Consider the following 13,287-nt stretch of genomic DNA (forward strand, 5'->3'; position numbering starts at 1 on the left):
AGGAAATCCATTTGCAGATTTGTAACCATAACTAGGCAAGGGAGAATACTTGCCTAGTTATATTAATTCATCAAGTGAGATATTATAACTGTGCATCAAACAACCAATCAGGACGATTTCGATCTTTAAGATAATAGTCAAAAAACTCCATCATTCTTCTATTAAAATCCTTCCCCTCGAGACCAAAAACATTGTGGTCATTTCCTGCACCATATTCAAGTAACCACACTTTCTTGCCTGCTCTTCTAGCAGCAAGAAAAAACTCCACGGCGTTAGAAATAGGAATGAGACCGTCGTTTGTAGTATGCATCAATAAAAGAGGCGTTGTTAATCTATCAGCTCTCAACACTGCCGAATTCTCAATATAAGCTTCGGTCTTTTCCCATAAAGTCCCTCCCATCTGATATGGACCATCTTCAAATTGCCGCTGTTTAATAGATCCAGAAACACCCGGAGTTACACTATTATACCCACTAATAAAATCCGACAAACCAGACGCGGAACAAGCTGCAGAAAATACATTTGTATGTGTTATAATATAATTAGTTGTAAAGCCGCTAAAGCTACAACCTTGCACCCCGAGCCTGTTACTGTCAATATATGGCAAGGAAGAGAGGAGCCTTACGGATCCAAGTACTGATTCCAGAGCACTTTTACCCGTTTCTCCTTCAGTAAAATAAATGTCAGGAGTAAACACCATGTAACCGTTACTGACATACAATGGAATGTCAATAATACATCCAGGACACTCCTTCGGCACCATGAAACTATTCAAGTTATCCGAGGCCTTTCTATAAAAGTAAAAAATCACCGGATACTTCTTGGTAGAATCAAAATTCTCAGGTTTATATAACACACCTTGCAGTTCTATGCCATCCGATCTTTTCCAGCTCATCAGTTCGGCGGACATCCAAGTATATCTTTTCTCAGGATAATTAAATGATATTTGTTTAAATCTTTTAAAATCATTTGTTACAAAATAGTTCACAGAGGATTTTGACGTAGATTTAGCGACCAAAAAAACGTTTGATTTCCTTGCCTTAAACGGCTTCATATCTGACGATGTTATATTAGGAAATGACTTAGGTTCCGATGGGATCCAATACATAGCATCATCCATTGATAACAGCTCAGGATCTCCTTTCACCAGATAGTTGCTCTTTTGGAAAAAACCATTTTTCTTACTTTGCTTATTAAATGCTATAAAAATTGCTTTGTCCTTTGAAGTAAAGAAAGAAGCTGCCTCTCCATAACTTAAATCTTCCCCCTCTCCCAATAACGAAAATTTAATTCTATTTTTTCTTCCATATCCGTTGGTGATATTATTTGGGCTAAAATGTCCGTTCAAGCTACATAGCCACAAATCGAATCCATCCGATATTATTACCATAGGCTCGCCTTTTGACAATCCTACCACCATTGATTTTTCGATAAAATAGTCTGCATCTCCATTCTCGGGTAAGAATAATTGAGGATTAACCCCCTCAGTAATATTCCTTTTTATTCCCGTCGCTAATTCATAAGACCAATAGATACCACCTAAATTATAGATTAAATATTTTTGATCACCTGATAAAACACTTCCTGGCAGTTTAAAAATTGAATCAGACTCTGTTCGATTAAAAATTGTACCATATTCAATCAAGGGGTCGTACATAATTACAGCCCCTTTATCAAGATCCATCCAATAATTTTCCACTCTATAGGTTGGTATATTATCAGAAGCACTTTTTGGGGGAAATACCTCATCCACATATCTCCAAATTCTCAAGTCAGGGTGTGCTAAATTAGCATTCTGGATTCTATCCATTTGCTTAGATGCCTCAAAAAAAAGATATTTATCATCTTTCGAAACACTTATCAAGTTAATTTGATAAGTATTGAGCTTGACAGAAGGAGTAATTTCAGTTAACTTTTTTTTAGAGAAAGAATACTTCCAAATTGATTTGGTTCCGTCATTATTCGTTGACATTCCTATAAGATGATCACGCCCAACCAAATATTTCTCAATATATACCTCTCCTATAATTGAAGTTAGAGTATAAGTGGTCAAATTCAGTAACTTCAATTCAAAAAGACCCTCATTTTTCACCTTATCCGGCGCGATAACCAGTAATACAGCGTCAGGAGACGGTAGATGTTTATAGTCGACTATCCTACCATTAATACCATCTAAACGTCTGAACTGTGATGTATTCAAATCTGTCAAGATTAGGTCCTGACTCTGTTTTATGTTTTGGTATAACAATAGATGGTCATTATTATCTTTTGGACTGAAAAATGATGTCACGATATATTCCTTTCTTTTATCACCTCCCAACCAAATTATATTAAGGCTATCCTGGTCAATTCTTTTATAAAATAGGCATTTGCTATTGTTAACAAATCCAGTTTGAGGAATACCAATCATATTTGAAAAATTCACTTGAATATTCCACCGATTCTTTGTTGATTTAACTATAAGAGTATAATTTCTAGAATAGTTTGAATCTTTTAAATAGCTTGCGTATTGACCATTATCTGACAATATTGGCCGTCTCAATTGAGTCCAACATTTATATGTTGTACTGTCAATCAATTTCTTTTGCGCAAACAAACTGACAACCGAACAAAACAAAAGGAGAAGAAAACAACAACATTTAAGCATAAATCTTACCATTTATGTGATTAACTATCCATTCTATATTAATACACAAAATAAAAATCAATGGTACCAGGAGAAATACATAAATCATATAAATAATATACAATAAGTTGAAATAAACATCAATATAATACGAAGGGCTAGCCAACAAATTTTGGCTAACCCTTTAAAACCTGACAGAAGTTGTCAGGCTCCATTAGCAACATTATACTATTCGTTAGCAGTTTTGCTTACTCTTGTAGTAATAATGCAAGGACCAGAAACTGTTGCGTAAGACAGTAATGGAACTACGGTAGATGCTGCCGGATAAGTAGAGAATACACCTACTGATGGCACAGTACATGCTCCGCCAGCTTTAGTGAAGATTGTTTTCTGATTGCTACGAGCATTTAATGCTACTGCAGCGCCAACTACTGCCAGTACTGCTGTTGCAGTAAATACAAATTTTGCTTGTTTCATAATGATAGATGCTTTTTGATAAAAAGCTAACTTAATGATGAAAAAAACGCCTACTCTTTTATAATGGTTTTTGGCTCCCCCATTTGATTGCATGAATTACAAACAATCTGTGTTGCGCAACGAATTTTCGGTCGGTTAATACAATGATAGTAACTGCTCAAGTTTAACCAGACCCAAATAACTATCTTTCATAATCATATTTTTATCGTAAACCACTAGTAACGGAACTGAAGAAACTCCATAATAGTCGCCATATAAATGATCGTTATCTCTGCCAACCAAAATATTTTCATATCTGAGTAACGAAAATTCATTTATAGTCTTTGATATCTGATAAGATGGGTACGGAGATATAAATATGAAATAAATACTCTTGAGCTTTTGAATATTTGCGGTTATTTCCTGTATTTCTTTTTTGCAAGTTGGGCAATAGGGGTCGAAATACAAAACAACTGTATTACGCCCTCTTGCAAAATCAACCGGAACAACTTTGGCACTATCATTTTTCACCAGCAAAGGGAATGAGGGAAACTTCTTTCCTTTTGCCTTGTTAGGCAATGGCTTGTTATAGTTTTCAACTTCTGATTTCTTTTTAATTAATTCGCTTGTAGCCACATCAAGCATAAAAAAAATTGAAAAACTAATAACTACAATAATAAATACTTTACTATTCAACATAAAAAGACTATTAACACGCGTGTATTCCAATATTAGATGAATCTAAATTCATCACCGGTTGCTTTTTAAACGCAACAACAATAAGCTTTTCCATCAACAAAAAAACTAACGCCATGCTTATCAATATTGGAAACAGCTGAAATCGTAAGGCAATAGGTGCAGAAAAGACACTAAATCCAAAATTTATTAACCACACCACAAAAACTATGGAAATAAATTCTAATAACTCAGGAAACTGCCTGTTCATTTTTAGAACGAAGAAAGAAATTATGTTTAAAACGATTAATACATTCATTACCGCAACTAAAATAGGAAAGTAGTCGAGCATCCTGATTTCCAATCCCTTTACCCTATTCGTAACCTTACTTGATTTAAGATGAAACCATTTTTTTGCAATAGGGTTTACATATCCTACGCCCGAGTTATACACTTCCATAAACTCGACTGGCGGTGTATAATATTTAATACTATTCGGAATAATATAATATCGGAAAAACTCGGTTGGATAAGTTTTAATCAATTGTATCCCGTAATCGTTCATCATTGGCGCCGCAACCGCCCATGTCTTAAGTCCCCCGTCGGTTGTATCCTTTCGTACAAGTGTTCTTGCATAAATATTTAGCGGTGAATTGAGATCCCACATATATACGGTACTAGCTTGCAACTCCTGAAAGGGAAATCTTTTAATGTCCCTTGTAGTATCAAAATAATTTCTAACCATTTGGTCAATCAGCCTATACTTGACAGGTAATGTTTTCATCTTAGAGCTATCGACATATTTATATGCATATAGTGCATTATTTGCCAATTGCCAACCGCTAAATGGTGTAAACTGACGAACGCCAGATAATTTATAATATTCTTCTTTAGTATTTCTAATAAAAAATCCAATTAATATTAGACTTATTAGAAGACCAAATATCCTCACTTTGACATATGCTGGTTTAATAAATAAAACTATAACAGTAATTACTGGATAATAGAGTGCATTATATCTTATAGTAAACAGTATAAAAAGCAGAACAGCGTTGATGATTATCAAATTTAATGTCGGATTCCTTTTCATCCATATTAACTGTGCAAACCAAATAATACTTAAAGAAAGAAACAGGCAATCACTTGACACAAAATTGGCCAGGTTAAAGGATACCGGATTTACAATAAAAAAAATAAACATCATTATACGTGTGATCCTATTTGGCGTATAGAATAAAAATATTGTAAATAATAAATATAAAATAGAGAGCTGAAGCAATCCATATTGAATTGAAACAAGAACAGTATGCGAAGTAGAAAAAACACTCACCATTCGTAAAAACATCGGATACCCGATAGGATATGTATCAATGGATAAATTTTCAGCAGCCATCTTCAAATAAACAAACGAGTCTCCGTGTATAAAATTTGGATAAGGATAGTAATATTTGAACACGGCAAGCTGGATTACCGACAACACACAGGTTAATAGTATATAGATTTTACATTCATGTTCTTGATTTACATATTTTTTTAACGTTAAATTTTTTATTGAGTGTCTATTAATGGTATTCATAAAAAAGTGCTTCTTAGGATCTTCAATAACTTTCAGCTATAATATAATAGGCGTTAACACCACTTGTAGCAAAGTTTCTCAAAACTAATATAAGCGACTGCAATTTGCACACAGCAGCCAAAATATCTACTTGAGAAAAAAAATCAAGGCAGATAGTACCTTTTAAAATTGACTGGTGTATTTACTTATAGAGCAGTAAACAATCGTTCTATAAGATTAAAACTTCAGTTATGTCAAGAAAAATACTTTCAATATTGTTTAAGAAGTATTTGTCAATATTTATTGTTTTATGCATGTCATCCACTAGTATATATGGATTAGCAGCAGGTCAATCGTCAAAGGTCACTATAAATGGCAAAAATCTCTCGATCATAAGCATTTTATCTTCAATAAAAAAGCAAACTGGCAAGAAGATCAAAATCAATGTTGACAGCGATTTAATAAATAAAAAAGATGTCACCATCAATTTTGTCAATGCCGATCTGGATGAGGTCATTAAATATCTTAATAATATATTATCATCCTTTTACCTCAAACATACCAATAATACAATCCTTCTAAACTCATTAGAAAATACAACAGTAAGAATTGATTCTATTCCACAAATGGTAAGTGGATGGGTAAAAGACAATCAGGGTAATGCAATTCCTGGTGCAACCATTAAAATTAAGAACAGTATTAAAGGAACAACGACCGACGATAATGGAAAATTCACGCTAGCGAATGTTTCGACTGGTTCAAAACTAATCATCTCTTCTGTTGGATATCAAACAAAAGAGCTTATTGCTACTGAAAGAAATATTGTAACAGAACTGTACCCATTTGTTAACAACCTAAATGAAACCCAAATTATAGCTTATGGAACCAGAACAAAACGTCTAAATACAGGCAACGTAAGCACACTCAAGGCGTCACAAATTCAAGATATGCCTGTCAGTAATCCTTTATTAGCCATTCAGGGCCGCCTTCCGGGTGTCGAAATCACCCCTGCGAATGGATTGCCCGGTGCAGGTATCAAAGTTAGAGTACAAGGTACCAACAGCATATTAAACGGTAGTGATCCATTAATAATCATTGACAACGTTCCATTCCCTTCCCAATCTATAGCGTTCGGACCGTATGCAAACGATGCTGTATCAACGATACTGGGAACCAGTGGAGGCAGTTCCACGCAGCTTGGCAACCCATTGAGCTTTTTAAGTTCGGGCGACATTGAAAGTATTGATGTATTAAAAGGCGCAGATGCCACGTCAATTTATGGTTCCAGAGCAGCAAATGGGGCCATTCTCATCACTACAAGGAGAGGGAAAGGCGGCAGCAAGACGTCAGTCACTGTAAACATTCAGGCAGGCTTTACCGAAGTAGGGAGAAAGCTAAAGCTGCTAAATAGTTCCGAGTATCTAAATATGCGAAGAGAGGCTTTGAAAAATGAGGGAATAGCTGTCGGGCCGAGAGATTATGATTTAAACGGCTTCTATGATACTTCAATAGTTCACGATTGGCAAAAAGAACTTGTTGGAAACAAAGCGTTCAATAGCATTGCGTCTCTAAATATAGGAGGAGGTACCGACCTCATTTCATACCAATTAAGTGGAACATATATGCGGAATAATACAGTTTATCCCGAATATTTTCATCCACTCCATAATGATCAAGCCAGCCTGGCAACCAATATTTCCGGTAGCTCACCCAATAAAAGATTTAAGTTTAACTTTTCGTCGTATTATACCTACGGCTCCAACAAGCTACCGACTCTCGACTATATGTCTCCCGCGCTCAGCCTACTACCTGTAGGTGTAAACCTTCTTACTCCCGATGGAAAATTAAACTGGCTGCCTAACTCTTCAGGTACCGAAACCTGGAATAATCCGATCGTAAACAGCGTAAAAACATACGAAAGAACAACCAATGTGATATTAGAATCGTTGAGTTTATCTTTTGAAATACTACCCGGCCTTAAACTATCCAGCAATTTTGGATATAATAAGAATATAATCGAGGACATCGGTACCACACCACTGGCAGCGTTAAGCCCATCGCAGATAAGCCTCGGCCAGCAAAGTCAGCTAAAGATTCAGACCGGGACCAGTACTTCTATCAACATAGAACCAATGCTAACATATTACAAGACTTTCAAAAAAAGTACAATCGAAGCGTTAATAGGTGGAACTATAAATAGATCAAGTCAGATTTTCAGAGGTTACGTTGGTCAGGGATTCAGCACTGATCTACTGATTAAAGACATTCAATCTGCAAATTCTATAATAGGAGTTTTAACAAATGAATCAATCTACAAATATTTCGCCGGATTTGGACGGGTCAATTACAATTTTGACGGAAAATATATTATCCAATTGACCGGGCGGCGGGATGGAAGTTCAAGATTTGGTCCGGATAATAGATACCATTCCTTTGGATCCATTGGGGGAGCGTGGATTTTCTCTGAAGAACAGGCAATAAAAGAAAAACTGCCGTGGTTATTCTTTGGTAAATTGCGGGGCAGCTATGGTACAAGCGGAAATGATCAAATAGGAGACTACACCTATTTGACCTTATATGCACCAATACCCACAAGCCGCCCATATCAAGGTGTTATTGGATTATCCCCATCTGCGTTAACTAATTCGTCTTTACAATGGGAAGAAGTAAAAAAACTGGAAGTAGGTCTCGACGTTGGATTCCTCGAAAATAGAATATCTGTAAATGCGAATTATGCACAAAACAGATCATCAAATCAATTGCTTCCCCTAACCCTTCCTTCAATTTCTGGTTTCTCATCTGTCTATGTTAATTTCCCTGCAAAGGTCCAAAACAAATCGTGGGAGCTTACACTTAATACAATCAACATCAAAAAACCTAATCTATCCTGGTCAACCACCGCTACGCTAACTATTCCTAAAAATAAATTACTATCGTTCCCCGGCTTGGAGGAAAGTCCATTTTCAAACACCTATGAAGTCGGCCAACCAGTTGTAGGCTTTCAAAAAATATTCAAAACCGCTGGCATTAACGATACAACTGGCGTATTTCAGTTTTATGATAGCAAAGGAAATATAACTAGTAACCCAGATTACATAAAAGATGCAATCCATCCTGGAGTAGCAATTTCTAAGCTTAACGGCGCATTAGTAAACACCATTTCTTACAATAACTTTTCGTTTAGCATCCTTTTCACCTTTAACAAAGGAACTGTTCTTACTCCGGCAATAACTCCTATGCCTGGTACATTTGGAAAGAACTTTCCTCATTATTACTTGAATAGATGGCAAAAACCTGGAGACAAGGCAGAGTATCAGAAATATTCAATATATAGCAATTATACCCCATACTATTATTATCTGGCGCTTGGGGACAATGCATATATTAATCAATACTATTTGAGATGCGGTAACATATCTCTATATTATGAAATTCCATCAAAACTGAGGAAAAACTTATCCATGCAGGCTTGCAATATATATGCTCAAATAATGAACCCGTTTGTCATCACCAACAATAAAAAGGTATTAGATCCTGAGACATCTAATAGTCTTCCTCCGTTAAAAGCTTTTAATATTGGTATTAAAGCAACTTTTTAGCATCCAAAAACTTTAAGCGATTTAATCTCCTATTATCATGTTTAAACTGTCAATATATTTCAAAATAATTTTACTTTCAGCGCTCCTCCTCGTTGGCTGTAAGAAATTAGTAGACGTTAAAAATCCAAATAATCGGTTATTAAAGGAAGTCGTCTTTTCGACAGATCAAGCTGCTATCGGTGTACTCAATAACCTATTCATAGGTATTTCTACAGGACTTTATAGTGGCGAGTTAAGCAGTATTCCTTTAATAACCGGTTTATCTTCCGATGAACTGATCATATATGATTTCAATATAAATCAGGAATTTACCTGGTATTATCAAAACAATTTTACCCCACAACTTTTCCAAACCAATCCTTTAATATGGGGAAATGTATATAGTAAAATATATACTATCAATGATGCGATATCGGGTCTGTCTGAAGCCACTAAGCTCACGGCATCAGTTAGAAATCAACTTCTGGGAGAAGCAAAATTCTTAAGAGCCTTTTGTTATTTCTATTTGACGAATCTCTTTGGTGATGTCGCATTAGCCATCACTCCAGACTATAAAGTAACAGGACAATTATCAAGAATAAGCCAAGACGAAATCTTCAAACAGATCATAGATGATTTACTTGATGCCCAAAGTTTACTGAGTGACAAATTTCTGGATGGTACCTTATTAAAAGAGACGACCGAAAGAGTAAGACCGACTAAATGGGCTGCGACCGCATTACTCGCAAAAGTTTATCTATATACCAAAAAGTATGATCTGTCTGAACAAGAAGCAACTAAAGTTATTTCTAACAATACTTTATTTAGACTGGACAGCTTAAATATGACGTTCTTAAAAAACAGTAATGAGGCTATATGGCAGATACAACCAACACAGGATATATTTAATACTATGAATGGAAGCTTCTTTGTATTAAGCGATGGAATTGGACCTGAATTTTCCAAACCAACATATTTGAACAATAGGCTGGTAAAAAGCTTCGAGATTGGAGATAGAAGGAAAGCAGTATGGACCGGCGTAGCTAGGGATACAGCCAATGGCATTGACTATTATTATCCTTATAAGTACAAAGCCTACCTTCCTATCCAGCCTTCAGACCCACTGACAGAATATTATATGATGTTAAGACTCGGAGAACAGTTTTTGATTAGGTCGGAGGCCAGAGCAGAACAGAATAAGTTGTCCGATGCGCTTGAGGACCTAAAAAAAATCAGGAATAGAGCTTGGCTTCCTGATATCAAACCAACGAACAAATCTGAGTTACTTTCGGCGATTCAACATGAAAGACAAGTGGAATTATTTGTTGAATGGGGTGATAGATGGTTCGATTTGCGCCGGACGGGAAATATCGATAAAGTAATGAGTATTGTTACTCCCGAAAAAGGAAATTCACAATGGAGCAACTATAAAAAATATCTTCCGATTCCAGTGAGTGAGATACGAGCTAATGCACATTTGACTCAAACACAAGGCTACTAAGTACGTTTAATAGACGCTAATAATAGATAGTTTAAAATAATTTAAATGGACAGAATAATAAAAAAAGAGGTTCTATTTATATTAATGTTAGTTGTTACTTTCAGCAAAAGTACATATTCACAAAAGGAAGGCATGAAAACCAGATGGTTTGGTTTCGTTCCTTCAAATGATTTGTATCCTCGCCCTCAGTTGCAGAGAAGTAATTGGACCAACTTGAATGGCAAATGGCAATATGTAATAACTGATACTTTAACAACTCAACCAGTTTTTTCGAAAGATTCAATTATTGTCCCATTTCCAATTGAATCTATGTTGTCGGGAGTACAAAAAACGATATATCCTAATCAGTTATTATGGTATAGAAGAGTTTTTACAATTGACGACACAAACGAATCATATCTTTTAAACTTTGGTGCAGTTGACTATTTCAGTAGCGTTTTTATCAATGGCAAGTTTGTTGGATCCCACAGTGGCGGATATCTCCCATTTGGTTTTGACATTAGCAAATTTATCCATAAGGGAGAAAATGAAATTATAGTAAAAGTTGCTGATCCAACGGATACGGGAGTAAATCCCCATGGAAAGCAGGCCCTCTATCCAGAGAACATATATTATACATCCAGTACTGGTATCTGGCAGACAGTTTGGCTGGAACATGTAAGTAGAAACCATGTTAGATCAATTAAAACCACTCCCAATATTGATGAAGAATCTGTCGAAATAAATATTAATTTGACTACAACTGACAGAATAAATAACTTAAAAGTCCAAGCTGTTGTCCGGTCAGGATCTTTACAAATCGCAAAAAAAACCATAGCCATAGTCACGGGCGAAAATGAAAGTAAGTTCATCTTAAATATTCCAAATGCGCGTCTCTGGTCACCTGAAGATCCACATTTATATACATTATCGGTGACGCTGATAAGTAATGAAAAAACTTTAGACAATGTAGAAAGTTACTTCGGGATGCGAAAAATTGATATTCAGAAAGATGAAAAAGGAATGGATAGAATCTTTCTGAATAACCGGTATACATACAATCTTGGCACCTTGGACCAAGGATTTTGGCCAGACGGGTTATATACTGCTCCAAGCGACGATGCACTCTCATACGATATAAAGGCTATTAAGCAAATGGGGTTCAATACAATACGTAAACACATAAAAGTCGAGCCGGAACGATGGTATTATTATGCCGACAAACTTGGCATACTTGTATGGCAAGACTTTGTAAATCCACCTCATGGCTTACCAGAAGGATCAAGAGCTGTGTTTGAAAAAGAAATTAAAGAGACAGTTGACCATTTATATAATCATCCTTCAATCGTAACATGGGTGTTATTCAACGAGGGCTGGGGAGCTTATGACCAAAAAAGGCTCACAAAATGGATAAAAATTTACGACCCATCTCGTTTAGTAAATGGACACTCAGGAGAAATGCTGTTTACCGACAACCACTTAAGGAGTATGCCGAATGATCCCTGGGTTAATAGTGATATGGTTGATATTCACTCCTACCCATTCCCTAGAAACACACCAAGCCTCCCTGGAAAAGCTAAAGTTATAGGAGAATTTGGAGGTATAGGTGTATCCGTCAACAACCATGAATGGAACGATATGCAAGGCTGGGGATATGTTCAAGTAAATGCTCGTGACCTCATAACGCAATATAGAAGAATGACTGACTCACTTAAATATTTGGAGAGAAACGGTCTAAGTGCGTCGATTTATACACAGCCATTTGATGTAGAAGGTGAAGAAAATGGGTTAATCACTTATGATAGAGAAATTATAAAATTACCGTTAGATTCTATAAGGTTATTAAACCAAATATTAGCTCGTCCGACAAGAGAAATTACAGAACCCAATTTTTTTATTGCTCACAACTTAGATGTGAATGACAACGACGGAAAATTTGAGGAATTACTTGTAAAATATAAAAATGGAGATAGAGATTCTAGTATTCTTAGAAGATTAATACTAACAGCGTATAGACAGAAAAATCAAGAATTGGTGACTCAGATTGGTAAAGATTTTATATCCTGTATGTCCGCCCCCTTTAGTAAAAGTAATCTAATATTTATTAAATATATCACAAGAACTCCTCAAGACACAGGATTTCAATTATTCTTAAACAATGTTGAAAAAATTGACCTTGTGATGGGAAAAAATGTATCGCGAAATACAATTAAAGACATACTCAAAAAAAGTGTTGTTCCTGAGTATAAGATTGATACCACCAGAGTGTATGATTGGAATAAACTGGAAAAAGATATATCTGAAAAATATGGTGAGATAGGAGAAGAAACTATTCTTGGGCGCATTATGATCGAATACAGTGGGCTATTAGGCAATATACCTGATTGGGAAAAATTCGGCAAATATTATGTTTTATATTTTCAAAAAGCGCTCGAACACCCAGAATTTAATATAAATGCTATTTCTTGGCCACTTTTTGAACATGTGACAGATCCAACAGTTCTTACTTTTGCCACTAAAGTAGTAAAATACAGCATAGATAATTGGGACAGGTCCCCCGAAATTCTGGACACCTACGCCAATCTGCTCCACAAAACTCAGCAAACACAAAAAGCAATAGAATGGGAAAGCAAGGCATTAGAATTGACCAAAGGCACTCGTGACGAAAAACTTTTCGCTGAAACCCTCCAAAAAATGAAAGACAACAAACCTACCTGGCCTCAAAACTAACGCGGTTAGAACAAAGCCCATTTTGGGATTCCTACTTTGTTCTTCCATTTATAGATAGTCGCCAATATTCTTGTTGGCGACCTTTTTAAAAAAATTTTAAAACATCCTTAAAAAAATTTCTAAAAAAAACTTTAAAACTATGGTACCTTTTAAATTTCACAAGTGTATTTACTATAAACAAGAGTTC

Annotated in this window: 7 protein-coding genes; 3 read left to right on the forward strand and 4 right to left on the reverse strand. The window is 35.6% G+C overall.

All coding sequences use genetic code 11. The features are described 5' to 3' along the window. Nucleotides 1–82: 82 nt before the first annotated feature. The 4 genes from BLV62_RS01420 to BLV62_RS01435 all read right to left on the reverse strand — a co-directional run bounded on the left by BLV62_RS01420 (nucleotide 83) and on the right by BLV62_RS01435 (nucleotide 5,333). On the reverse strand, nucleotides 83–2,659 hold the full coding sequence (locus BLV62_RS01420) for an alpha/beta hydrolase family protein (protein ID WP_089757888.1): 2,577 nt from the start codon (nucleotides 2,657–2,659) through the stop codon (nucleotides 83–85). A 195-nt stretch (nucleotides 2,660–2,854) separates the two neighbouring features. Continuing rightward, nucleotides 2,855–3,196: a hypothetical protein gene (locus BLV62_RS01425; protein WP_089757890.1), complete on the reverse strand. Its 342-nt coding sequence runs from the start codon at nucleotides 3,194–3,196 to the stop codon at nucleotides 2,855–2,857. A 42-nt stretch (nucleotides 3,197–3,238) separates the two neighbouring features. After that, nucleotides 3,239–3,781: a TlpA family protein disulfide reductase gene (locus BLV62_RS01430; RefSeq protein ID WP_089757892.1), complete on the reverse strand. Its 543-nt coding sequence runs from the start codon at nucleotides 3,779–3,781 to the stop codon at nucleotides 3,239–3,241. 10 nt (nucleotides 3,782–3,791) lie between these two features. After that, nucleotides 3,792–5,333 carry a hypothetical protein gene (locus BLV62_RS01435; protein WP_089757894.1) on the reverse strand — a complete coding sequence of 514 codons (1,542 nt, stop codon included), beginning with the start codon at nucleotides 5,331–5,333 and terminating at the stop codon, nucleotides 3,792–3,794. 230 nt (nucleotides 5,334–5,563) lie between these two features. On the opposite strand from BLV62_RS01435, the gene BLV62_RS01440 reads away from it, so the two are divergent. Genes BLV62_RS01440 through BLV62_RS01450 form a run of 3 tightly spaced genes read left to right on the forward strand, consistent with a single transcriptional unit; the run spans nucleotide 5,564 to nucleotide 13,100 of the window. Then, complete coding sequence (locus tag BLV62_RS01440) at nucleotides 5,564–8,911, forward strand: SusC/RagA family TonB-linked outer membrane protein (protein ID WP_089757897.1); 3,348 nt, start codon at nucleotides 5,564–5,566, stop codon at nucleotides 8,909–8,911. A gap of 37 nt (nucleotides 8,912–8,948) precedes the next feature. Next, nucleotides 8,949–10,391 (forward strand): RagB/SusD family nutrient uptake outer membrane protein, encoded by a 1,443-nt coding sequence (locus BLV62_RS01445; RefSeq protein ID WP_089757899.1) that lies wholly within the window; start codon nucleotides 8,949–8,951, stop codon nucleotides 10,389–10,391. A 45-nt stretch (nucleotides 10,392–10,436) separates the two neighbouring features. Further along, complete coding sequence (locus tag BLV62_RS01450; protein WP_089757902.1) at nucleotides 10,437–13,100, forward strand: glycoside hydrolase family 2 protein; 2,664 nt, start codon at nucleotides 10,437–10,439, stop codon at nucleotides 13,098–13,100. The last annotated feature ends 187 nt before the right edge of the window (nucleotides 13,101–13,287 follow it).

Origin of the sequence: Chitinophaga terrae (ex Kim and Jung 2007), assembly GCF_900107795.1 — a bacterium.
Classification (GTDB): domain Bacteria; phylum Bacteroidota; class Bacteroidia; order Chitinophagales; family Chitinophagaceae; genus Chitinophaga; species Chitinophaga terrae.